Annotated in this window: 19 protein-coding genes; 3 read left to right on the forward strand and 16 right to left on the reverse strand. The window is 69.9% G+C overall.

Annotation, left to right across the window (positions count from 1 at the left end; all coding sequences use genetic code 11):
• Positions 1-273 precede the first annotated feature (273 nt).
• From ilvB to ACOOGH_RS09910, 16 genes are all read right to left on the reverse strand, one after another.
• Positions 274-2043, reverse strand: coding sequence for a biosynthetic-type acetolactate synthase large subunit (ilvB, locus tag ACOOGH_RS09835; RefSeq protein ID WP_420448742.1), 1770 nt, complete (start codon positions 2041-2043; stop codon positions 274-276).
• Positions 2040-3722 (reverse strand): dihydroxy-acid dehydratase, encoded by a 1683-nt coding sequence (gene ilvD, locus ACOOGH_RS09840; RefSeq protein ID WP_420448743.1) that lies wholly within the window; start codon positions 3720-3722, stop codon positions 2040-2042. The genes ilvB and ilvD overlap by 4 nt, the downstream gene beginning before the upstream one ends.
• Entirely contained in the window at positions 3716-4834 is a 1119-nt protein-coding gene (gene leuB / locus ACOOGH_RS09845; RefSeq protein ID WP_420448744.1) for a 3-isopropylmalate dehydrogenase, read from the reverse strand. Before leuB ends, ilvD begins: the two co-directional genes overlap by 7 nt.
• Before the next feature lie 162 nt (positions 4835-4996).
• The gene (locus ACOOGH_RS09850; RefSeq protein ID WP_420448745.1) at positions 4997-5785 is read right to left on the reverse strand and encodes a rhomboid family intramembrane serine protease; all 789 of its coding nucleotides are present in this window, start codon (positions 5783-5785) and stop codon (positions 4997-4999) included.
• Positions 5782-6504, reverse strand: a complete 723-nt coding sequence (locus ACOOGH_RS09855; protein ID WP_420448746.1) for a DUF72 domain-containing protein — start codon at positions 6502-6504, stop codon at positions 5782-5784. Before ACOOGH_RS09855 ends, ACOOGH_RS09850 begins: the two co-directional genes overlap by 4 nt.
• Positions 6505-6639: 135 nt before the next feature.
• The gene (locus ACOOGH_RS09860; RefSeq protein WP_420448747.1) at positions 6640-7026 is read right to left on the reverse strand and encodes a type II toxin-antitoxin system VapC family toxin; all 387 of its coding nucleotides are present in this window, start codon (positions 7024-7026) and stop codon (positions 6640-6642) included.
• Positions 7023-7277: a type II toxin-antitoxin system Phd/YefM family antitoxin gene (locus ACOOGH_RS09865; protein ID WP_420450106.1), complete on the reverse strand. Its 255-nt coding sequence runs from the start codon at positions 7275-7277 to the stop codon at positions 7023-7025. The genes ACOOGH_RS09860 and ACOOGH_RS09865 overlap by 4 nt, the downstream gene beginning before the upstream one ends.
• A 67-nt stretch (positions 7278-7344) precedes the next feature.
• The gene (locus tag ACOOGH_RS09870) at positions 7345-8352 is read right to left on the reverse strand and encodes an NAD(P)H-quinone oxidoreductase (protein ID WP_420448748.1); all 1008 of its coding nucleotides are present in this window, start codon (positions 8350-8352) and stop codon (positions 7345-7347) included.
• Positions 8349-9149 carry a nucleotidyltransferase family protein gene (locus ACOOGH_RS09875; protein WP_420450107.1) on the reverse strand — a complete coding sequence of 267 codons (801 nt, stop codon included), beginning with the start codon at positions 9147-9149 and terminating at the stop codon, positions 8349-8351. Before ACOOGH_RS09875 ends, ACOOGH_RS09870 begins: the two co-directional genes overlap by 4 nt.
• 31 nt (positions 9150-9180) lie before the next feature.
• Entirely contained in the window at positions 9181-10662 is a 1482-nt protein-coding gene (locus ACOOGH_RS09880; protein WP_420448749.1) for a RapZ C-terminal domain-containing protein, read from the reverse strand.
• On the reverse strand, positions 10662-11678 hold the full coding sequence (locus ACOOGH_RS09885; RefSeq protein WP_420448750.1) for a dihydroorotate dehydrogenase: 1017 nt from the start codon (positions 11676-11678) through the stop codon (positions 10662-10664). Before ACOOGH_RS09885 ends, ACOOGH_RS09880 begins: the two co-directional genes overlap by 1 nt.
• Positions 11624-12433 carry a dihydroorotate dehydrogenase electron transfer subunit gene (locus ACOOGH_RS09890; RefSeq protein ID WP_420448751.1) on the reverse strand — a complete coding sequence of 270 codons (810 nt, stop codon included), beginning with the start codon at positions 12431-12433 and terminating at the stop codon, positions 11624-11626. Before ACOOGH_RS09890 ends, ACOOGH_RS09885 begins: the two co-directional genes overlap by 55 nt.
• Complete coding sequence (locus ACOOGH_RS09895) at positions 12427-13611, reverse strand: N-acetylmuramoyl-L-alanine amidase family protein (protein ID WP_420448752.1); 1185 nt, start codon at positions 13609-13611, stop codon at positions 12427-12429. The genes ACOOGH_RS09890 and ACOOGH_RS09895 overlap by 7 nt, the downstream gene beginning before the upstream one ends.
• Before the next feature lie 52 nt (positions 13612-13663).
• Positions 13664-14137, reverse strand: coding sequence for an SsrA-binding protein SmpB (gene smpB / locus ACOOGH_RS09900; RefSeq protein ID WP_420448753.1), 474 nt, complete (start codon positions 14135-14137; stop codon positions 13664-13666).
• Between the two features lie 3 nt (positions 14138-14140).
• Positions 14141-14653 (reverse strand): YtxH domain-containing protein, encoded by a 513-nt coding sequence (locus ACOOGH_RS09905; protein ID WP_420448754.1) that lies wholly within the window; start codon positions 14651-14653, stop codon positions 14141-14143.
• Positions 14654-14726: 73 nt separating this feature from the next.
• Positions 14727-16223, reverse strand: a complete 1497-nt coding sequence (locus tag ACOOGH_RS09910; protein WP_420448755.1) for a M28 family peptidase — start codon at positions 16221-16223, stop codon at positions 14727-14729.
• A gap of 248 nt (positions 16224-16471) precedes the next feature.
• On the opposite strand from ACOOGH_RS09910, the gene ACOOGH_RS09915 reads away from it, so the two are divergent.
• Genes ACOOGH_RS09915 through mfd form a run of 3 tightly spaced genes read left to right on the forward strand, consistent with a single transcriptional unit; the run spans position 16472 to position 22783 of the window.
• Positions 16472-17413, forward strand: a complete 942-nt coding sequence (locus ACOOGH_RS09915; RefSeq protein WP_420448756.1) for a DUF58 domain-containing protein — start codon at positions 16472-16474, stop codon at positions 17411-17413.
• A gap of 16 nt (positions 17414-17429) precedes the next feature.
• Positions 17430-19433, forward strand: coding sequence for a BatA domain-containing protein (locus ACOOGH_RS09920; protein ID WP_420448757.1), 2004 nt, complete (start codon positions 17430-17432; stop codon positions 19431-19433).
• Positions 19434-19456: 23 nt separating this feature from the next.
• Positions 19457-22783 (forward strand): transcription-repair coupling factor, encoded by a 3327-nt coding sequence (gene mfd / locus ACOOGH_RS09925; RefSeq protein WP_420448758.1) that lies wholly within the window; start codon positions 19457-19459, stop codon positions 22781-22783.
• The last annotated feature ends 1 nt before the right edge of the window (position 22784 follow it).

Here is a 22784-nt window from a genome sequence, read left to right on the forward strand (position 1 = left end):
GTCAGCGCTTCCCGATGTCGTCGTCGACGCTGCGATAGTCTACGCGCGCGACGCCCACCGAGGCGCCGATCTGTTTCGCCGCACGCCGAATGCGGTCTTCCTCCGTCCGGACGATGAACTCGTGCTCCTAGGCGGCCGCCCCCGCCGAGGTCTCACAACGGAAGCTCTCGATTTCGATGCAGTGGCGTCCCAGGCACGCGAGGACCCGCAGGAGCAGCGCGTTGTCCTGATCCGTCAGCGCGGACACCCGATATCGAACTGTATCCCCGCCCATCACTCGAGGCGGATCTCGGAGCAGCCCGCGCCGGCCGGTACCATCGGGAAGACGTTCTCTTCCCGCTCCACGACGACTTCGAGGAGAAAGGCGTCTTCGGAGGCCAGCATTTCATCGATGGCAGCGTCGAGTTCGCCCCTCTCCGTGACCTGCCTGCCCATCATTCCGAACGCGGCCGCGACCTCCGCGAAGTTCGGGTTCTTGAGTTCGATCGCGGAGTAGCGGCGGGCGAAGAACATCTCCTGCCACTGCCGGACCATGCCCAGATAGCCGTTGTTCAGGATCACCGCCTTGACGGCGATCCCCTCCTGGACGATGGCGCCGAGTTCCTGCAGCGTCATCTGAAAGCCCCCGTCGCCGATCACGGCGACGATCGTGTGGTCCGGACGGGCGACCACGGCGCCCATCGCCGCCGGCAGCGCGTATCCCATCGTGCCGGCGCCGCCGGAGGTGACGAACGTGTTGCCTTCGTCGAACCGGTAGTACCGGGCCGCCGCCATCTGATGCTGTCCCACGTCGGCGATGACCGTCGCCCGGCCCCTGGTGCGCTCGGAGAGTCGGTGGATCACCTCGGCCATGCGGATGCCGGGAGATCCCGGGAAGAGATCGCCTTCGATCACGCGTTCGCGTTCGATTTCGTCGCAGGCGTGGAATTCGGCCAGCCAGGCCTCGTGCGACCCGCTCGCGACGCCCCTGGCGAGGGCGGCCAGGGCCTCCTTCGCATCCGCCACGATGCCCACGTCCGCCGGAACGTTCTTGTCGATCTCGGACTCATCGATATCCACGTGGATGACCCGAGCCGACCGCGCGTACTTCGCGAGGCTGCCGGTGACGCGGTCATCGAACCGCATCCCGATCGCGACGAGCACGTCGCAGTCGTCCGTCTTGATGTTGGGCCCGTAGTTCCCGTGCATCCCCAGGAGGCCGACGTACAGCGGATGGCGGGTGGGCAGGGCCCCGAGACCGAGCAACGTGCAGGCGAAGGGAAGGCCCGCCCGCTCGACCAGGCGCCGGAGTTCCTCCTGCGCGCCGGAGAGAAGGACGCCCTGGCCCACGAGGACGAGAGGCTTGCGGGCCTCGTCGATGAGGCGGCACGCCGACGCGACAGCTTCCGCATCCAGCCGGGGCCGCGGATCGTAGCCGGGAATCCGGGGTTCGTGCTCGACCGGCCGGTACTCGAACGTGCCGAACTGTGCGTCCTTCGTGATGTCGATGAGGACGGGCCCGGGGCGTCCCGTACGGGCCACGTACAGCGCCTTGGAGACGGCGGCCGGGATATCCTCGGGACGCGTGATCTTGCAGCTCCACTTCGTGACCGGCGCGCTCACCGAGAGCACATCGGTCTCCTGAAACGCGTCGGAGCCGAGCAGGGCGGACGGGACCTGGCCCGTGATGCAGACGACCGGGGTGCTGTCCATCTTCGCGTCGGCGATGCCGGTGATGAGGTTGGTGGCGCCCGGCCCGGAGGTCGTGAGACACACGCCCGGCTCGCCCGACACGCGCGCGTAGCCCTGGGCCGCGTGAATCGCCCCCTGCTCGTGGCGTACGAGGACGTGGCGAAGCTGATCCTCGAAGTCGAGCAGCGCGTCGTAGACCGGCATGATTGCGCCACCCGGGTAGCCGAATACGACACGCACACCGCCCCGGACAAGGGAAAGGCCGAGGGCCTCCGCTCCCGACATGGTCCGCGTCGGCGGAACCGGCGGCTCCCCGCGACCGGCGTGGCCGGTCTTTTTCTCTTCGGTGAGGACTGCTGTGTCGTACGTCATCGCGGTACATCCCTGTCCGTGGTACAACCCTCCGAGGCCGGCGACACGGTGCGCGCGTACCTGTACAGAGCCCCGGAATTCGCGCGCAACGGAGGCGCGCTCCAGCGATCGCGGCGGGCCTGAATCTCCGCCGGCGAGAGGTGGACATCGATCGTGTTCTCGATCGCGTCGATCCGTATGCGGTCGCCGTCGGCGAGGAGGGCGATGATGCCGCCCTCCTGCGCCTCGGGCGTAACGTGTCCTACGACGAATCCGTGCGTGCCGCCGGAGAAACGGCCGTCCGTGACAAGGGCGACGTCGCCGCCCAGCCCACGTCCCATGATCATGGAGGTCGGCGTGAGCATTTCCGGCATGCCGGGCCCGCCGCGCGGACCCTCGTAGCGGATGACCACGACGTCGCCCTTCCGGATCCGTCCCTCCCCGATGGCCTCGTTCGCGTCGGCCTCGCTGTCGAACACGCGGGCCGGGCCCTCGAAGACCTCGCCCTCCTTGCCGGTGATCTTCGCCACGGAGCCGTCCTCGGCCACGTTGCCGTAGAGGATGCGGAGGTGCCCGGAAGCCTTGATGGGGTCGTCCAGGCCGTGAACGACTCTCGGATCGCCGCCCAGCGGGGGCGCATCCGCGGCGTTCTCGGCCAGCGTCTTCCCGGTCACCGTCATGCAGTCGCCGTGGAGCAGGCCCTCGGCGAGAAGCACCTTGATGAGGGCGGGCATCCCGCCGATCCGGTGCAGGTCCTCCATCACGTACGGGCCGCTGGGCCTGAAGTCCGCCAGCAGCGGCGTCCTGTCGCTGATGCGCTGAAAGTCGTCGATCGTGAGGTCGACGCCGGCGGTACGGGCGATCGCGAGCAGGTGCAGCACGACGTTCGTGGACCCGCCGATCACCACCGCCAGCGTGATCGCGTTCTCGAACGCCTCGCGCGTGAGGATGTCGCGGGGGCACAGATTCCGCTCGAGCAGATTCCGGATCGCCTCGCCCGCCGTCCGGCATTCCGCCTTCTTTTCCTCGCTCGTCGCCGGGTTCGTGGAGCTTCCGGGGAGGCTCATCCCCATGACTTCAATGGTCGAGGCCATCGTGTTCGCCGTGAACATGCCGCCGCAGGCCCCCGCGCCCGGACAGCTCAGGCGAACGATCTCGCGGTATTCCTCCGAACTGATGGTCCCGGCCAGCCGCTGCCCGAGCGCCTCGAAGGAGGAGACGACATCGAGCCGCTCCCCGTTCCGCCACCCGGGCGCGATCGTGCCGCCGTAGATCATCAGCGCGGGCCGGTCGAGGCGGCTCATGGCCATCATCGCGCCGGGCATGTTCTTGTCGCAGCCCATGATCGTGATGACGCCGTCGTAGTGCTGCGCCGAAGCGATCGTCTCGATCGAATCCGCGATCAGGTCGCGCGAAGGGAGCGAATAGCGCATCCCGAGCGTGCCCATCGAGATGCCGTCGCTGACACCGATCGTGTTGGAGACGAAGCCGATCAGATCGTGCGACCGGACGCCTTCCTTCGCCGCCGCGGCGAGGCCGTTCAAGTGCATGTTGCACGGATTGCCCTCGTAGCCGGAACTGACGATCCCGATCTGAGGGCGATCCAGGTCGTCCTCGGTGAGTCCCGCCGCGAACAGCATCGCACGCGCCGCCGGACGATCCCGGTGCTGCGTCAACTCGCGGCTGATCCGGTTCAGCATCCTCGCCCCCTTGCTCCGCTTGCCGCGCCCACCGCGACCGCTGTACGCGTCGCGCCCAGGGCCTCGACGATCAACTCGCCCATCCGCGCCGTCGACACCGGCGCCCGGCCATCATCGGCGTGGAGATCCGCCGTCACGTATCCGTCCCGTAGCACGCGGTTCACGGCGTCCCGCACGGCGTCCGACTCTTCCGGCAGGGCGAATGTGAGTTCGAGCATCATCGCGACGGAGAGGATCGCGCCGATGGGGTTGGCGATCCCGCGCCCGGCGATGTCCGGCGCCGCGCCGTGGACCGGCTCATAGAGACCGATGTCACCCCCTACACTCGCCGACGGCAGCATGCCCAGGCTCCCGACGAGCACCGCCGCCTCATCGCTCAGAATGTCGCCGAACATGTTGCTGGTCAGGAGGACATCGAACTGCCGCGGATTATGGATCAACTGCATGGCGCAATTGTCCACGAGCATGCTGGAAAACTCGATATCCGGATAGTCGCGGGACACTTCTCCAGCGATGCGGCGCCAGAAGATCGACGACTCCAAGACATTCGCCTTGTCTATCGACGTCACTTTCTTCCGCCGCGTGCGCGCAAGTTCGAACGCCGACACGGAAATCCGCCGAATCTCCTCCTCGGTATAGATCTCCGTGTCGAAGGCGACGCCGTCTTCAATCCCGCGAGGACGTCCGAAATAGATGCCGCCGAGCAACTCGCGGACGACCACAAGGTCCACGCCACGGACGCGGTCCGGGCGCAGGGGAGAGCGGTCCACGAGCGCGTCGGGCACGGAGACGGGCCGGATGTTCGCGTGATTCCCGAGCAGCTTCCGAAGCTCCAGCAACCCTCTGGAGGCGTCGACCTGCGTCCCATCCACGGAGCGCACGGCGAGGCCAACCGCCCCGACGAGCACGGCGTCGACTTCGACCGCCCGTGCTCGCGTCTCGTCCGGGAGCGGGTCCCCGAACCGCTCGAGCGCGCTATCGCCGATCGAAGCCTCGATGATGTCGAACCGGTGGCCATGGATCTCGCCGATGGCCTCCAGCACGCGTCGCGCCTCAAGAAGAACCTCGGGTCCGATGCCATCGCCGGGCAGGAACAGGATGCGCCTGTCCATGGGGTTACGGCGCGCGCCCCGCCGCCGGCTCCCCGTCTCTGAGGGTCGTATCGAAGATCGCGACGTGATGCATGGCGGAGTCCCGGGAAGGGTTGGCCGGCGCGGAAGCGGCGGAAGATAGGCGACGTGGCTCGTTTCGCAAAATCCGCCGCAGGGCGGGACTTAGCCGAAGCCGCCGCCGAATCTCTCCACGAAGGTGCGTTCGCGCTCGGTGAGGGCGGACCACCCCGTCCCTTTCAGTTTTTCGGCGATGCGTTCGTACTCCGCCCGGTTCACCGGATGGAGGGCGCTCGGCTCGATGCTCCGCCACTTCACGTTCAGCTCCCGCTCGCCCATGCGCGCGCCGGGACTCTCGATCTTCTTGCGGAACTGCGCCGCCGCGGAGCGGGTGGCGCGCATCCTCAGGTAGAGCCAGCCGCCGAGGAACCCGCCCAGATGCGCGAAGTGCGCCACGCCCCCGCCGACGCCGCCCAAGCCCAGCCACAGGGAGAGGAGCGTGAACCCTATGACGAGGAAGCGGACCTGCACCGGGATGACGAACCAGATCATCACCCGGTCGCGAGGCCAGTATCGCGCGTACCCGAAGAGAACGCCGTACACGGCCGCCGAAGCGCCGACCATCGGCACGTAGAGGCTGCCCTGCGACATGGTGAAGACGGACCAAAGGATGTGGACGAGGGCCCCCACGAGCCCGGCCAGCAGGTACAGCTTCAGGAAGCTCTTCGATCCGAGCAGCGACTCGAGCTTCGGCCCGAAGAAGAAGAGCGCGAGCATGTTGAAGAAGATGTGGGACATCCCGCCGTGCAGGAACTGGTAGGTGAGGAGCGCCCACGGCTTCGTCAGGATCTGGGCCGGGACGAGCCACAGCTCCGACATCAGGGCGGGACTTCCGCGCGTGAACACGAAGGCGAGGACGTTGATCAGCAGCAGTTGGCCGACGACGCGGGTCATGCGCGCGTGCCCTCCGTCATCTCCGCCATCATCTCCGTGAACTGCCCGGCGAGCGCGGGGCCGACGCCGGCATCTTCGTGCTTGAAGAAGGCGTACGCCCGGCCCCAGCCCGAGGCGCGCAGCCGTTCCGCCCACGCCTCGAGTTCCTCCCGGGAGTACGCGCTCCGGCGCAGCCGCAGGTAGGTCCAGTCCGCCGTCTCGACGAGAGGCGCGTCGTCGCCGTCGTCCGTCTCGGCGAGACAGAGGGCGGCGTTCCGGGCCCGGAGGATGTCGAACACGCCCTCGTCGAACCACGAGGCATGCCGGAACTCGAAGGCAGACGTGCCGGGGTTCGGAAGCTGGTCCACGAAACGCGCGAGCCGTTCATCGTCCCGTTTGAAGTTGGGCGGAAGCTGGTACAGGATGACGCCCGCGCGGTCCGCCATGACCGCGGCCGTCTGCACGAGATACTCCGTCTCCTCCTCCGCGTGCTGCAAGCGCTTGAAGTGCGTGATGCGGCGCGACGCCTTGAGCGCGAAGCGGAAGCCGTCGGGTACCGCCTCGGCCCAGTTCTCGAGCACGCTCTCGCGCGGCATGCGGTAGAAGGTGTTGTTGATCTCGACGGCCCGCAGCCGGCGGCCGTAGAAGGACAACATCTCCTTGTTGGGGAGATCCTCCGGGTAGAAGCTGCCCTTCCACGCCGGATAGCTGTAGCCGCTTGTGCCGACCCAGACCTGCATTCGTCGTTCCTCGGATACCGTGCCTTCGGAAGGTGGCGTACCGTCGGCGACCATCGGTGTCGCGCCCGGCGGGGACAGATCATACCGCGTCAGCGCGATGAGGCCAACGCGCCGCCCGGGTGGCGCCCTTGGGCGTCAGAACACGTGAATCGGCCCGGAATAGCGCCCGAGGACCGCATCAGTCGTCCACAGGGTCAACCCTTCGATCTGTGACTGTGCGACGAGGAGGCGGTCGAACGGGTCCCTGTGGATCGGAGGCAGGAGGTCCACCGCGGCCGCGTGCGCGCCGGTGACCGGCACTTCGGTGTAGCCGTTCACCTGCAGTCTGCGGCGCAGCACGCGCGGATCCACGCTGAAGTCGGCTCGTCCCAGTCCGCTCTTGATGGCGATCTCCCAGATGGAGGCGGCGCTGTAGAACAGAGCCGTTGCCGGGTCCTCAATCGAAGCCCGGGCCGCGGGGGGAAGGCGTTCCGGGAGACCGGCGGTCCAGAGCAGGACATGCGTGTCGAGGAGGATCGTCATCCGGGACCGTCGTCACCCACGAACATCCTCTCGATCTCCTCCGACCCTATCCGGTCGAAGTCCGGCGGAACCGAGATTTCGCCCTCCATGAACCCCGTCCGGCGCGCCTCGGCCGGCTCCGGCGTATCGATCGACACCACCTTAACCATCGGCTTGCCGGCTCGCGCGATCACGAACGGTTCGCCGTCAACCGCCGCCTGAACGAGACGTGAGAGGTGTGTCTTCGCTTCGTGCATGTTGACCGTGCGCATCATCTCTCCAGTGAACTTAGTCTATTAAACTAAGTCTGTAGACCGCATGAAGGAAACCCCGAGAGCGTCAGGCGTCGGCGTTGAGAAGGACCTTGCCGAAGGAGCGGTTGGACTCGACGTAGCGGTGCGCCTCGGCAGCCTCGGCCAGGGGGAAGACGCGGTCGATGACGGGACGCAGGCGGGAGGGGTCGCCCTCCGGCTCGCTGAAGCCGGGGAGGAAGCGGGTCGAGAACATCTCCGTGAGGGTCGCCTTCTCCGCCTTCGCGCGGGCGCGAAGGACGGTGCCGACCACGGTCGCGCGCTTCCCCATAAGGGTGCGGAGGTTGGCCTCGACCTTCATGCCGCCCATGACGCCGACGATGACGAGGCGGCCGAGGGTAGCGAGGCTGGCCATGTTCGCCTCCCAGTACGAGGCGCCGACGGTGTCGAGGATGACGTCGGCACCGGCCCGGTCGGTGTGCTGCGCGACCGCGTCGGCGAAGGAGCCGGCCCGGCGGTCGACGGCGAGGTCGTGCGGCAGTCCGGCTTCACGCAGGCGGCGAAGCTTGTCCGCCGACGCCGTGGCGATGATCGAGCCCGCCCCGGCCGCGCAGGCAAGCTGCAGGGCGGCCGTTCCGACGCCGCCGCCGGCCGTGTGCACGAGCACGCACTCGCCGGGGCGCAGGCGGCCGCGCTCGATGAGGGCATCGGCCGCTGTGAGGAAGACCTCCGGTATCGCACCCGCCTCGGTCCAGCTCAGCGACGGCGGGACGGGCAGGAGTTGCCCGACCGGCACCGTCACGCGCTCCGCGTATCCGCCGCCCCCGAGGATGCCCATCACCCGGTCGCCCGCCGACCAGCCGCCGACGCCGGCCCCGACCATCTCGATCTCTCCGGCGAACTCGAGACCCGGGATGTCCGGCGGGGCGTCCGCGGGCGCCGGATAGCGGCCCATGCGCTGCAGGAGGTCGGCCCGGTTGATCCCCGCGCACCGCACGCGCACCAGCACCTCGCCCGCGCCGGCGACCGGGTCGTCCCGCTCGACGAGTTCCAGGACCTCGGGGCCGCCGGGCTCCCGGATGCGGATCGCTCTCATGCGCCGTGCCTCCCTGCAGAGGGGTCCGCCTCCGCCGATGGGGCCACCTCCGCGCCGGGGACCGCCCCGAAGGCGCGTCGCGCGGCGTCCAGCCGTTCGGGCGTCCCGATGTCGTACCACGCCGCGCCCGTCGCGTCGAACACGCCGACGTGCTCCCCATCCCCGATCCAGTCCATGTACGAATCCATGATCGAGAAGACGCCCCCTTCGGCGTAGCGTTCGAACACGCGCGGCGAGAACACATGGATGCCGCAGAAGCCATACTCCCGGGCTTCGTCCGCGCTCGACGGCTCGCGCGCGACGACCTCCCACCCCTCCGTCCGGTTCGCGCGCCCGAACACGCCCCGCCCGTCCACGAGGAGGGGGCGCGATGTCTCCCGCTCCGCGATCGCGAGCGTGGCCAGCCGCCCATCGCGCGCCTCCCCTTCCAGGTGCGCGCGATACATCGCGGCGAGATCGACCTCGGTCGCGACATCGCAGTTGTGCAGCAGGAAAGGCTCCCGCGCCTCGAACAGGGACCGCGCGTGGAAGAGGCCGCCGCTCGTGTCCAGCGGAGCCGGCGACTCCTCGTCTTCGCGTGACACGAATACGGGAACGCCCAGCGACGACGCCTCGGCCCACGCCGCCACCTGTTCCGCGAGATAGTGCGCGTTCACGATCAGGCGGTGGGCGCCGGCCCCGACGAGGTTCCCGGCGACGTGTTCCAGCAGGGGGATGCCGCCGAAGTCGACGAGCGCCTTGGGCGTCCCGTCCGTGAGCGGCCGCAGGCGGCTTCCGCGGCCCGCCGCGAAGATCATCGCTTCCACGCGCCCTTCCCCGCCCGCCGCCTCAGACCCGCGCGGGGCGGCGCGGCCAGTCCGCCGATTCCCGGTGCGTGAGCTCCACGCGCACGTCCGGGTAACGCACGTTCAGGTGCTGGCGCAGCCGCTCGGCCATGTAAACGGAACGGTGCTGCCCTCCCGTACACCCGAAATGGACGCCAAGGCTGTGGAACCCGCGTTCCAGATAGTTCGCGATGTGCGCGTCCACGATCCCCCGCACCCCTTCCCAGAACTCCTGCGCCTCCGGCCGGGCCGCGATGAAGGCGATCGTCTCGTCATCGAGACCCGTGAGGTTGCGGTACGCCTCCTCCCGGCCCGGGTTCGGGAGGCCGCGGCAGTCGAATACGTATCCCCCGCCGTGACCCGACGTGTCTGCCGGGTATCCCCCGGGATACCGGAAGCTTGATATCGTGACCTCGAGTCCCCCCTCGACCGTCGACGGCTTCGCCTTACGACCCCAGCGATCCACGATCGCGCGCAGCGCCCCCTCGAGTTCGGGCACGTGCACGGGCAGGCGGTCCTCGAGCAACCCCCGCAGATTCTCCGCCGCGTAGGGCACGCTCTGCAGGAAGCGCGGCTTGCGCTCGAAAAACCCTCGGTAACCGTAGGCCCCGAGCGCCTGCAGCAGGCGCACGAGGACATACCCGGGCCAGAGTTCGAGAAATTCCTCGCGCCGCACCACCCCGTGCGATTCGATGACGCCGATGTAGTGATCGAGCAGCGCCTCCCGGTGCCGCCGCGCGAGATTCGCCTTCGAGTCGTACAGCAGCGACGCCACGTCGTACTGCAGCGCCCCACGCCGTCCGCCCTGGTAGTCGATGAACCAGGGTTCGGGACCCTCCGGCCCCTGCCGCACCATCACGTTGCGGGACTGGAGGTCGCGGTACAGGAACCACGACCGTTCGCAGGCGAGCAGGTGGCGCGCAAGCCGCGAGAAGTCGCGCTCCAGGTGCGCTTCGTTGAACGGGATGTGCGCGAGCTTCAGGAAGTGGTACTTGAAGTAGTTGAGGTCCCAGAGGATGGACTGCCGGTCGAACGCCGCCCGGGGATAGGCCCGGCGGAAGTCGATCCGCTTCCCTCCCTCGATCTGGAAGCGCGGCAGGACCTCGAGCACCTGCCGGTAGAGGGGGAGGACGGCGTCGGGGAAGGCGTCCGACCCCGGGTCGCGCGCCTCCTTGATCGCGTCGAAGAGGGTCGTGTCGCCGAGATCCTCGAGGAGCCACACGCCGGATTTCTCGTCCGCTCCGTACACCTCCGGCACGGGCAGCCCGAGTTCGCGCAGCGTGCGGGAGTAGGAGAGAAAAGCCCGGTTCTCCATCGGGTCGGGCCCGTGGGCCCCCACGGCGGACGCCCCGTCTTTGGCGGTGAGACGCCAGTAGCTGCGGGTGGAGCCGTCCGCGGCGACGGGACGGATGTCCAGCGGCAGTTCGCCGTGCCATTCGACGAAGAGCGCGGAGGCGAGGTCGACCAGCGCCTTGCCGGGCGTCATCAGCCGGCCGGAATCGCGGGGCCCGTGCCGGGCCAGGCCCGGAGCGTGCCCACGAGGTCCTCGAGGCGGGCGACCCCGCTGGCCTTCAGGTATTCCGATATCCCCTCGTGGACCGACACCGCCGCGCCGGGATCGACGAACGAAGCCGTCCCGATCTGGACGAGGCAGGCGCCGGCGAGGATGTACTGAAGGGCGTCCTCCGCGTTGCGGATCCCCCCGATCCCCATGATCGGAAGCCCGCACGACTGCCGCGCCCTCCACGTCGAATACACGCCCATGGGGAGGATCGCGGGCCCGCTCACCCCGCCCGACCGGTTGCCGATCAGCGGTTCGCGCCGCGCGATGTCGACGACCATCCCGGGGAAGGTGTTGATCGCGCTCAGGCCGTCCGCTCCGGCCTCCTCGCAGATGCGGGCGAAATCGCCCACGTCCGGGACGTTGGGCGTGAGCTTGACCACGAGCGGCCGCTCCGTGCAGCCGCGGAGCCGCGCTACGAGGTCGGCCAGCGCGATCTCGTCGGTGCCGAACATCGTGCCGCCCTTCACGTTCGGGCAGGAGACGTTGATCTCGTACCCGAGGAAGCCGTCCTCGCCGTCGAGTCCGTTCACGACGGCGACGAAGTCCTCGGCGGAGTGTCCGACGACGTTCACGAACACCTGTGCGCGGCGGAGGTGCTCGCGCAGCCAGGGGAGCTTCTCCGCGATGAAGCCGCGCAGGCCCGGGTTCTCGAGCCCGATCGCGTTGATCATCCCGCCGGGTGTCTCCGCGACGCGGTGCGGCGGGTTGCCGGGGCGGGGCTCGAGGCTCACCGCCTTCGTGACCAGCCCTCCGATCTCATCGAGAGGGATGAGATCCGCGTATTCCTGTCCGTAGCCGCAGGTGCCGGAAGCCAGGAGCACGGGACTCGGAAACTCCGCCCCGAACACGCGCTGGCCGAGGCCCGGCGACACCGCGGCCGGGGTCAGATCGCCCCCCAGTCGAGTTCCTCGGCGGGGAAGACGGAACCCTCGACGCACGCCTTCACCCAGCGGCCGTCCGCCCCGCGAACGACACACCCCTGGCAGGTCCCGATGCCGCACCCCATGTGTTCCTCCACCGAGACCTGGAGCCGGCGGCCGTGTTCCCGCGCGAACGCGGAGAGCGCCCGGAGGAGCGGCGTGGGACCGCACCCGAGGAGGAGCGCGTCCCCCGACGGGTCGAGACCCGCCGTCACGAGGCCTTTCCTGCCGGCGCTACCGTCTTCCGTGTACACCTCCGGGTCGTGCTCCGTGAGACGGGCGATGAGCGCGGGGTCGAAGACGGCTCCGGCATCCCGCTCGCCGTAGATGAGCCGCACGCGCCGTCCCGCGGCCGCCTCCTGCGCTGCGAGGAAGATGAACGGGGCGAGCCCGACGCCGCCCGCGATGCACTCGATGTCCGCGCCCTCGGTGTCGAAGGGGCGGCCCAGCGGGCCAAGGAGGAGGGCCGTCTGCCCGGCTTCCAGCTTCGCGAGCGCCCGGGTGCCCTGACCGTAGGCGCGCAGCAGGATGCCGACCTCGCCGTCGGGGCCGGTCCAGCCGACGCTGAACGGGCGCGGGAGGAGCCACGCCCCCGGCTCCCCGAGCCCGACGCCGAGCATGACGAACTGCCCGGGCTGCGCAGCCGCCGCGATGTCCGGGCAGTCGAACTCCTGCCACCAGGTATCGCGGGCCACGAAGCTCGTGGAGAGCAGCGTCGCCCGCCGGCTCACCGGCGCCGCACGCTCCGCAATCACCCCGCCGGCGGTCAGCACCCCGACTCCGGCCCGGGAGCGTACCGGCGCAACACATCCTCGCGGTACGCCACGATCGCATCCGCGATCGCCCGCGCGATCGCCCCCTGCCCTGCCGCGTCGTTCAGGTAGCGCTCCTCTTCATCATTTGACAGAAAACCGACTTCGACGATCACCGACGGCATGCGCACGAGCGCTCCGAGCAGCACCCACCACGGGCCCTGTATCACGCCGCGATCGGGGGACCCGCCGCGCCGGGCCGTCCGGATCGAGTTCTGCACGAAGCCGGCGAAGAGCCGGGACTCGGCAAGATTCTCGGTCCGGTCCAGCCCCGCGAGGATGAACTGAACGTCGGACGGCGAACCCGCCGCGTCATCCACTTCGGGGCCGCGGTTCTCCCGCAGGGCGACCTCCCGCGCCTCCTCCGAGCGGGCCTGCCCGAGGAAGATGGTCTCGAACCCGCGCGCTCGCTCGTCCTCCGCCGCGTTGGCATGGATCGAGACGAAGAGATCCCCGGTCCGGTCCACCGCGAACTGCGAGCGCACATCGAGGTCCACGTAGATATCGGTGTCCCGAGTCAGGTGAGGCTCGAACATCTCGCGCCCTTCGAGTTCCTCGCGCAGTCGAATGGCGATCGCGAGCACGATGTCCTTCTCGAAGCTCACGCCGCCCAGCGTCCCGGGGTCCCGGCCTCCGTGCCCGGGATCGATGATCACGCGCCACGGCACGGTCGGGTCGACGCGGGCCGGCAGCGGGTCCGCGGCCGGCGCCGGGGAGGACCCGGGCGCCCCGGATTCCGTGGAACCCTCGGTCACGGGGGGTGACGCCTCCGACACCCACCGCGTGACGAACTCGGCCGGCAGCCAGAAGGCGCTGCCTTCCTCGTAGGGCGGATTCGCGAGCTGCACCGTGCGGCCGCCGTGTCGGAAGAATGGGGACTCCGCCTCGAACGCGACCGCCTCTCCACGGAGGCGGGCCCGCAGGAAGATCCCGTTCCGCGTCACGTCTTCGAGAACGCTCTCCAGTGCGCCCGCCAGGTCCTCCGCAGCCACGGCGGGATAGGCGCGGTGCCGCGCGACGGCGAGACTCACGGTCCGGCCCGCGACCTCGGCTTCCACCGTCTCGGCGGGCGCCTGCGCGGCGGCGCTCGCCAGGATCCCCGAGAGCGCGACCTGCACGATGGCGACGGCCGCGACCACGATCCACCGGCGACACGCGCCGATCCGGTCGCATCGGCCGCCAACTCCCCGGTCAACCGCCACGCGCCGCCTCTCTCTTCGCCCGCTCGACCTCCCGCTGCATCGTCTTTCTCTTCAGGTCCTCCCGCCGATCCCGGTGCTTCTTCCCCCGCGCCAGCCCGAGCGTGACCTTCGCGAATCCGCGCCGAAAGTGGATGTCCAGCGGCACCAGCGTCAGTCCGCTCTCCCGCGTCTTGGAGCGCAGGCGGTCGATCTCCCGTCTCTTGAGCAGGAGCTTTCGCGGCCGCACCGGATCGGGCGCGTCGATCGTCGCCTTGTCGTACTGGGGAATGTGGAGATTATGGAGCCACGCCTCCCCGGCGTCGATCCGCCCGAAGGCGTCCGTGAAGCTCGCCTTCCCGTCCCGGAGCGACTTGACCTCCGCGCCCCGGAGCACGATCCCCGCCTCGAGCTGCTCGAGCACCTCGTATTCGTGGCGGGCCTTCCTGTTGCGGGCGATAACCCGGACCCCGTCGTGATCGTCCACGGGTCACTCCCGAGACCCCCCGTCGTCCGGCTCCTCGGCGCCTGCGTCGGCCCCGGGCCCCGCTTCCGTCTCGTCTCCGGACCCGTCTTCCGGCGTTTCCTCCGGGGCTTCGCCTTCCGCGAGCGCCGCGCGGTACGCCGACTTGGACTCGGCGACGCGCGCCTCGAGGTCGGAGCGGGCCTGCCGGGCCGCGTCCTTCCCCGCCTTGATCGCCTCCTCCGCTTTCTTCTGCCGATCGGCGACGCTCTGGCGGAAAGACTCCACACGCGTCCCCATCCCCTCGCGCGTGCGGTCGTACTGCTCCCCCAGGGTGTCCCGGAGATCGGTGAGTCGCTCCCCCGTTCCTTCCCTCAACCGGCGGGCCCCTGCCCGCAGCTCCGCCTGCGTCTCGCGGCCCGACTTCGGCGCCAGAAGCAGCGCGACGCCCGCACCCACGAGGGCGCCGCAGATGAATGCGACGGCCCCGGAGGCCCGGCGCTCGATGATCACGTATGGCTCCTGATCCTGCTCGGACATGTCACTCACTCTCCTGATGACACCTTGGCGAACCCGGCGGCCCCGTGGCCGACGGCTCGGCGGCTGGCGGCCCTCAGCGGCCGCCGCCCTCTACAACCCTGCGGTACGCGGCCGGATCCCACTCGGGCCGTCCGTCGGCGTCGGCGAGGCGCTGCCCCAGATGATAGATGAGGCGCGTGATGCGCGCCGTCTTATCGTACAGAATCCGGTCCGCCTCGTCGTTGGGACCGTGATAATCCTCGTGCGTACCCGTGAAGAAGAAGAGAATCGGGACGCCCTTCCTCGCAAAATTGTAGTGGTCCGAACGGAAGTAGAAATTCTGCTCCGGCCACGGGTCGTCGATGACCTCGAGCCCGAGTTCGGGGTGCTCCCGCACCGTCTCCCGCAACGTCGTGCCGAGCGTCGACTCGTCGGCCCCGATGGCCACGACGGTGTCGCGCCAGTTCCGTCCGATCATGTCGATATTCAGGTTCGCGACCGTCGCCCCGAGGGGAAACAGGGGGTTCTCGGCGTACCACCCGGAGCCGAGGAGTCCGCGCTCCTCTCCGCTCACGGTCATGAATACGAGGGATCGGCGGGGGGGTGTTTCCAGCGACGCGAACGCCTGCGCGAGTTCGATGATCGCCGCGGTGCCCGAGGCGTCGTCGTCGGCGCCGTTGTAGATGGAGTCTCCGTCGACGGGCCTCCCCACGCCCACGTGATCCATGTGGGCCGTGAAGACGATGAACTCGCCGCGAAGGTCCGGATCCGACCCCTCGATCCACCCGATCGTGTTGTACGCCCCCTCCTCGCGGAACTCCGAGTGCGTGCGCACCGTCGCCTCGTAGGCGTTCGTGCTCCGGCCGGAAGCGACGGCCGTGCGCAGCGTCTCGGGGAGGGCCTGCGTACGGACGAGCGCGACGGGGGCGCCCAGTTCCTCCGGCATGCCGACGGAGAGCCGTTCCCGTTCGTAGAAGCGCCGGATGCCGTCGAAGTAGTCGGCCGGCGCATCGACCGCGAGCAGAACGGCGACCGCACCGCCGTCGAGGATGCCGCGGACGGATTCGAGGCCGCTCCGCAGCTCCTCCGGCGTCACGTGCGTGACCGCGATGGAGCCGGCGGGCGGATCCGCGCCGCCGGGTGTCACGATCACGAGCGGCCCCGCGGCCTGCCCGCGCCCCCCGGGGACGGAAAGGTAGTCCGTGGCAGCGATCGTCCCGCCCCCCAGACCGTCGATCTCGAGCAGCTGCCGGCCGGGGGAGCCGCCTCGGGAGGCGGTCAACGGATACGCCTGCAGATAGCTGTCGCCGTCCGCCGGCCGGAGTCCGAACTCCTCGAAGCGGCTGGCGATGTGGCGCGCCGCCTTGTCGAGTTCCGGGCTCGGCGTCGCGCGCCCGCGCATCGAGTCGTGGGCCAGCGCGCCAATGCGCAGACGGAGGTCGCCGGCGGTGATGGTCGCCGCCCCCGTGCCGCCCTCGGCCTGCGCGACGGCCCCCGCCGGGGAGGCCGCCAGGGCCAGCATCGATACCAGCATCGCCGAGCCCCGCGCGGTCGGCAGGGTCGGCGCGATTCCGGACAGCGTTCTTTTCATTCGCTTCCTGCTCGGCGAGACGTTGGATCGAAGGCGAGTCCGCGACCTGTGGCGGCCCTCCGCCACGGGCTGCTAGTGTTGTGTCGCAGGAATCCGCGAGCTACCGAGAGTGCCGAGGCGCCGGATCCTGCAAGGCGCTCCGACGAGGAATAGCAGCGCTATTTCGAGGAGGAGCAACGCCGCAGGGGCGGATGCATCGGCGCTCGAATAGCCGAGGTATTTCTGCGACACGACACTAGTCTTTTCCGATGACCGAAGGCACCGCAACCGTCACGTCCGCTCTCGAAGCCTCCCGCCAGCGCCTCGACCTCGCGAGTCCGCGCGAGATCGTGGGGCTTTCGCACCTTGAACTCGTCGCGCGCCACATCGTCGAGGGATTTCTCATCGGGCTCCACGACTCGCCGAAGCGCGGCTTCTCCGCCGAGTTCGCCGAGGATCGCCCGTACAATCACGGCGACGACCTCCGCTACCTGGACTGGAAGGCGTACGCGAGGACGGACCGCCTCTTCATCAAGCAATACGAGGAGGAGACGAACCTGCGGGCCTACCTGCTCGTCGATGTGAGCCGGTCGATGGGCTGGGTTTCGGACGAAGTGCGCTTCCCGAGCAAGCTCGCCTACGCGCGGCTGCTCGCGGCGTCGCTCTCGCTGCTTCTCGTGCAGCAGGGGGACGCGACGGGGCTCATCGCCTTTGACGAGGCGCTCCGCGCGCACCTCGCGCCGCGCACCACGCGGCGCCATTGGCGACGGCTGCTGGGCGAACTCACGCGCCTCTCCGCCGATGGCGGGACCGATGCGGGTTCGGCGCTCAAGGAGATCGCCGGCCGGCTGCAGCGGCGGGGCCTCGTCGTGCTCATCTCGGACCTGCTCGTGGACCCGGGCACGACGCGGCTTGCCCTGCGCTATCTCCGGCACCGGGGCCATGAGGTGATCCTCTTCCACATCATGGACCCCGGCGAACGCGAACTTCCCGCGGAGGGGGAGGCGATCTTCTTCGACCCCGAGACGGGGGAGGAACTCGGCGCCAACTCCGCAGCGCTTCGCAGGCAGTACCGGGAAGCGGTCGAAGCGGCGATCGACGGCTGGCGTAAGGAAGCACTGCGCTGGGGGGCCGACTATGCGCTGCTCACGACGGATACCCCGCTCGGGCTTGCGCTGAGGCAGTTCATGCGCAGGCGGGCCGGCGGATGACGGGAGCCCGGGTGGCTTGAGCTTCCTCTACGCGTGGGCGATCGCGCTCGGGCTGAGCGCCATCGTGCCGCTCATTCTCCACCTGCGCCGGCGCCAGACCGACCGGCGCGTGTCCTTTCCGGCGCTCCGCTACCTGAGCCGGGCGGAGGACGCGCGCTCCAGGTCGCTGGTGGCCTCGGATCTCCTGCTTCTCGCCGTGCGGATCGGCCTGCTGATCGCGCTGGCGCTCGCCGCGGCGGGTCCGCTCATCGGACGGGGCGGAGCCCGCGACCACGAGCCTACGGACTTCGCGCTCGTCGTGGACAACTCGGCCAGCGTCGGGCGGCTGGACGAAGACCGCATCCTGTCCGAGTCGCTCGTGGAGCTCGCACGGGCGGCGCTCGCCGCGGCCCGCCCCGAGGACCGCGTATGGCTCTTCCCGACCGTGGGCGAACCGCTCGCGGCAGGCGTCTCCGCGGGGCGGGCCGCGATGGCCCTCGGGCAACTCCGGCCGACCGACGGCGCGGCCGATCTGGCCGCCGTCGTGGCCCGGGCGGCCGCGGCGCTCCCCGCCGACGGCGAACGGCGGCGCGAGGTGCAGCTGCTGTCGGACCTCCAGGCGTCGGCTCTGCGGACCGCCCCGACGGCGTCCGGCGATGCGGCCCCCCTCGTGGCCTACACGCCGCGACCACCGGCCGAGCCGAATGGCGCCCTCGTAGACGTCGAGCTCACCGGCGGCACGACCGCGCCGTCGGGGCTGGGGCACGGCATCATCGTACGGAGCGCGCGCACCCCGGCCGGGCTGGCCGCCGCGCCGGACCCGGCTGGTTCGGTAGACGACGCCGGCGCCGAAGCCGACATCCGCCTCGAACTCGACGGCCGGCTCGCCGGCGCGGCCCGCGCCCCCTGGGGAGCGAGCGCCATCCTCGGCCTCCCCGAACTCGCGCCGGGGCTCCACCAGGGACGGCTGGAGGTGGACCCCGCCGGCGCCCGGGCCGACGACCTGCGCTACTTCGCGATCCGGGTCGTGCCTCCTCCCACGGTCCGCTTCCATGGCGACGCCGCTGGCTTCGTCGGGCTCGGGATCGAAACGCTCCGCGACGGTGGACGGCTCGGAGCAGGAGGAAACGGGGTCGTGGCGGTCGTAGACGGGGATGTGAGCGTCGGCGCTCCCTGGGCGGGAGCGGAGACGGTCATCTTGGTTCCGCCGGAGGACCCCGTGGACCTCGCAGCCTTCAATCAGGGGCTGGCCTCCATCGGGATCGGGTGGCAGGCGCGCGTCGATGCGGGATCGGGCGACCTGGGGCTCGTGGAGCCGGAGGCCGCGTTCTCGCTCTCGGGGGTGCGGGTCCGGCAGCGCTACCTTCTTCGTGCGACCGGCGGCGGGTCGGCCGCCGACACGGCGCTGCTGCGTACGGAAGACGGAGAACCGTGGCTCATCCGCACGGAGTCGGATGGCCGGATGGCGTTGATCGTCGCCTCGCCGCTCACCGTCACGGCCAGCGACCTCCCGGCGCATCCGGCCATGGTCCCCTTCCTTGAGGCGCTCCTCGTACACTGGTCGCACCTCGCCACCTGGCCCTTTTCCGATTTCGGCGCGGGACGGCCGCTGACCCTCCCGGAGTGGGCGAGCGAGGTCGAATCGCCGGACGGGACGGTGCGCGGCGTAGAGGGCGGGGCGCGGTTCACCCCGCTGCGCGCGGGAGTGTATGCGGTGCGGGGCACCGGCAGCGACGGGGCGGCCGCCGAAACGCACTTCGCGGCGAACGTGCCCGAGATGGAGGCCGACGCCACGCCGGTGGCGCCGCGCGAACTGGAGGAACTGTTCGCGGGCCGACCGGTATTCACGGCAGGCCCCGACGCGAGCGCATGGGAAGATGGTATCTTCCGCGCGCGGCGGGGCCGCGACATGGCCCCGTGGTTGATCGTACTCGCGCTCGCGCTGATCGGAATCGAGTTGTACCTGGCGACGCCGGGACGGTCGCGTCGCCCAAGCGCGGACGGTGAAGGGAGCGAAGCGACATCGGGCGCGTCGAACTGATTCGACAGTCGTTCCTCCAGATCGTGCGAGCCGCCGGCCTCCCGGAGGCGCTCTCGCGGCGTGGTGTCCGTGCGCCCGTCCACCCGCTCCCGGGGGCGGGATCCGCCGCGCTTGCCCTCGCGCTCGACGACCTGGCCATCGGTACGCCGATCGTCGTCGTGGCCGACACGCCCGAACGGGCCGAGGCGCTGCACGAGGATCTGCGGACGCTCGGAGCAGCGGGCGCCCGCTGCTATCCCCAGCGCGAGGCGCTCCCGTACGAGGACGCGGATCCCCACATCGAGATCGAGGCCCAGCGCGTGGACGCGATGGGGGCGCTGCTCGGCGGGCAATGCCGAATCCTGACCACTACTCCCCGGGCGCTCGCCGAACGCGCGCCGATCCCTGTCGGCCCCGGGACGACTCTGGCCCTCACGATCCGGCGCGGGGCCGCGCACCCCCTGGCCGAACTCGACCGCCGCCTCGACGAGATGGGATTCGGCCGCACCCATACGGTGCGCGAAGTCGGGGACTATGCGATTCGCGGCGGGATCGTGGATCTGTTTCCGTTCAGACATCCCGCGCCGCTCCGGATCGAACTCTGGGGCGACGAAGTGGAGTCGGTCCGCCGCTTCGACGCGCTCACGCAGCGTTCGACCGAAACTCTGGAGAGCGTGGATGTCCTCCCGATCGCCCTGCGGGGCACCGAAACGGAGGGCGAGGTGGAGCGGCGCGCCCTCCTGGAGACGCTGCCCCCGACGGCGCTCGCGCTGATTCTCGACCCCACGGGGGGCGTCCGGGCCCGCGAGCGGCTATGGGAGGAGGTCCGGGATGCGAGGGAGCGCGCCGGATCCGGAGCGGAGCCGGCCGAATCTCTCGTCCTTCCCCCTCCCGAGGCGGAGCAGCGGCTCACGGCATTCCGCCGCCTCGAGTTCACGACCGCGGACCAGGGCTCGCCGCCACCAGACGACGACGCCCCGGATGCGGACGGCATCCGGCTGCCGGTCGAGCCTCCACCGTCCATCGATCGCGACATGAAGCGGCTCGTGGGGGAGATCACGACGGCGCGGGCCCGCGGCGAACGCCTCATCGTCTTCTGCGACAACGACGGCCAGGTCGAGCGGCTGGAGGAGATCCTTCGCGAACGCGGCGGCGCCGCACTCGCGGGGGAGGTCGCCCTCGCCATCGGATCGCTCAGCGGCGGGTTCAGGGCCGGGGTCTCCGGCACCCTCCTCGTGCTCACGGATCACGAGGTGTTCCGGCGCCGCTATCGCCGCCACCGCGTCCGGCTGCGAGGCGCCGCCACCATCGAATCCATCGCGGCCATCGAGCCCGGGGACTACGTAGTCCACATCGAGCACGGGATCGGCCGCTACATGGGCCTGGAGCGGGTCGAGGTGCGCGGCGAGACCATCGAGACGATGGAGATCCGCTACGCCGACGGCGAGATCCTGCGACTCCCCCACTATCGGCTGGACCTCATCGAACGGTGGAGCGCCGCCGGCTCCGACGCGCGCCCGCCCACCGTGCACAAGCTCGGTCGACGGAAGTGGAAACAGCTTCGGAACCGGACCGTCGCGGCCATCGAGGCCACCGCCGTCGAACTCCTCCAACTCTACGCGCGGCGCAAGATGTCGCCCGGCCGCGCGTTCCCCGCCGAGACACCGTGGCAGCGGGAGATGGAGTCGGCCTTCCTCTACGACGAGACGCCGGACCAGCTCGGCGCCTGGGAGGCCGTCCGGCAGGATCTCGAGGCACCCGTCCCCATGGACCGCCTCGTGTGCGGGGACGTCGGTTTCGGCAAGACGGAGGTCGCGATCCGCGCGGCGTTCAAGGCGGTGCAGGACGGGGCCCAGGTCGCCGTGCTCGCCCCGACCACGATCCTCGCCGACCAGCATCTCACGACCTTCCGCGAGCGCCTCGCCAGCTTCCCCGTACACGTGGAGGGCCTGTCGCGCTTCCGCACCCCGCGCGAACAGCGGGCAGTCCTCGCGGGGCTCCGGGCCGGGACCATCGACATCGTCATCGGCACGCACCGGCTCCTCTCCCACGACGTCGCATTCCGCGACCTCGGCCTCCTCATCGTGGACGAGGAACAGCGCTTCGGCGTCCGCCAGAAGGAGCGGCTCAAGCAATACCGCGAGACCGTGGACGTCCTCACGCTCACCGCGACACCGATCCCCCGCACCCTTCATCTCGCGCTCGGCGGCATGCGCGACCTCTCCATGATCCGCACGCCGCCCCGAAACCGCATGCCGATCATCACGCACGTGCTGTCCTGGGACGACGGGATACTCGAGGAAGCCCTGCGGCGCGAGTTCGACCGCGGCGGGCAGGTGTTCTTCGTCCACGATCGCGTCGAGACGATCCACGCGCTCGCGAGCCGGGTACGGAGGCTGATGCCTGAAGCGCGCGCCGCCATCGCCCACGGCCAGATGCCGGAGCGCGAACTCGAGGACGTCATGCACCGCTTCGTCCGCGGCGAGACCGACCTCCTCATCTGCACGTCCATCATCGAGAACGGACTCGATGTCCCGTCCGCGAACACGATGATCGTGCACCGGGCGCACAACTTCGGGCTCGCCCAGCTCTACCAGCTGCGCGGCCGTGTGGGCCGTTCGCACCGCCGGGCCTACTGCTACCTCCTCGTTCCGACCGACGTCGCCCTGGACGCGGCGGAGCGGCTGCGCGTGCTCGAGCACCACACGGAACTGGGTTCGGGATACCAGGTCGCGCTCAAGGACCTCGAGCTGCGGGGGGCGGGGAACCTCATGGGCGGAGAGCAGAGCGGTTTCGCCACCGCGGTGGGCATCGAGACCTGGCAGCGGCTCGTGGAGAGCACCCTGAAGCGATTGAAGGGAGAATCCCCCGACCGCGCGCCGCGCGCCCGCGTTTCCGTGGACGGAGAATCGTTCCTCCCCGATGAGTACGTCGCAGGGTCCCGGTTGAAGATGCATCTCTATCGCCGTCTCTCGCGTCTCACGAAGTGGGAAGAGGTAAAGGCGTTCCGCGCCGAACTCGAGGATCGCTTCGGCCGCCTCCCGCCTCCCGCGGCACGTCTCCTCGCGGCGGCGGAACTCCGCATTCTCGGGGCGGCGGTCGGCGCGGACTGGATCCGGGCCTCCGATGACGACGCCCGCATCTCGTTCGAAGCGACGGCCTCACCGCAGCTCAGGCTGCTCACGAACGCGCTCGCGGACCGCCAATTGCACGTTGAAGTGCGGCGGCTGGAACCGTTATCGTTGGTCCTGCGACGGGCGGGAACCGAGCCCCTCCTGCCGATGCTCGCGGAAGCCCTGGGGATCCTGGCGGCGCCGGGGCGCGCGGAGGCGAAGGACTTGAGGGTTCCGGTGACCGCAGGAGGAGTCTAGC

It is taken from the genome of Candidatus Palauibacter sp. (genome assembly GCF_965213655.1).
Classification (GTDB): Bacteria; Gemmatimonadota; Gemmatimonadetes; order Palauibacterales; family Palauibacteraceae; genus Palauibacter.

Coding starts and splice junctions, on each gene's coding strand:
- ACOOGH_RS09915 (WP_420448756.1), top strand. CDS start 16,472: ATGACCGAAGGCACCGCAACCGTCACGTCCGCTCTCGAAGCCTCCCGC.
- ACOOGH_RS09875 (WP_420450107.1), bottom strand. CDS start 9,149: ATGATCTTCGCGGCGGGCCGCGGAAGCCGCCTGCGGCCGCTCACGGAC.
- leuB (WP_420448744.1), bottom strand. CDS start 4,834: ATGGACAGGCGCATCCTGTTCCTGCCCGGCGATGGCATCGGACCCGAG.
- ACOOGH_RS09880 (WP_420448749.1), bottom strand. CDS start 10,662: ATGACGCCCGGCAAGGCGCTGGTCGACCTCGCCTCCGCGCTCTTCGTC.
- ACOOGH_RS09850 (WP_420448745.1), bottom strand. CDS start 5,785: ATGACCCGCGTCGTCGGCCAACTGCTGCTGATCAACGTCCTCGCCTTC.
- ACOOGH_RS09870 (WP_420448748.1), bottom strand. CDS start 8,352: ATGAGAGCGATCCGCATCCGGGAGCCCGGCGGCCCCGAGGTCCTGGAA.
- ACOOGH_RS09905 (WP_420448754.1), bottom strand. CDS start 14,653: ATGTCCGAGCAGGATCAGGAGCCATACGTGATCATCGAGCGCCGGGCC.
- ACOOGH_RS09855 (WP_420448746.1), bottom strand. CDS start 6,504: ATGCAGGTCTGGGTCGGCACAAGCGGCTACAGCTATCCGGCGTGGAAG.
- ilvB (WP_420448742.1), bottom strand. CDS start 2,043: ATGACGTACGACACAGCAGTCCTCACCGAAGAGAAAAAGACCGGCCAC.
- ACOOGH_RS09865 (WP_420450106.1), bottom strand. CDS start 7,277: ATGCGCACGGTCAACATGCACGAAGCGAAGACACACCTCTCACGTCTC.
- ACOOGH_RS09910 (WP_420448755.1), bottom strand. CDS start 16,223: ATGAAAAGAACGCTGTCCGGAATCGCGCCGACCCTGCCGACCGCGCGG.
- ilvD (WP_420448743.1), bottom strand. CDS start 3,722: ATGCTGAACCGGATCAGCCGCGAGTTGACGCAGCACCGGGATCGTCCG.
- ACOOGH_RS09860 (WP_420448747.1), bottom strand. CDS start 7,026: ATGACGATCCTCCTCGACACGCATGTCCTGCTCTGGACCGCCGGTCTC.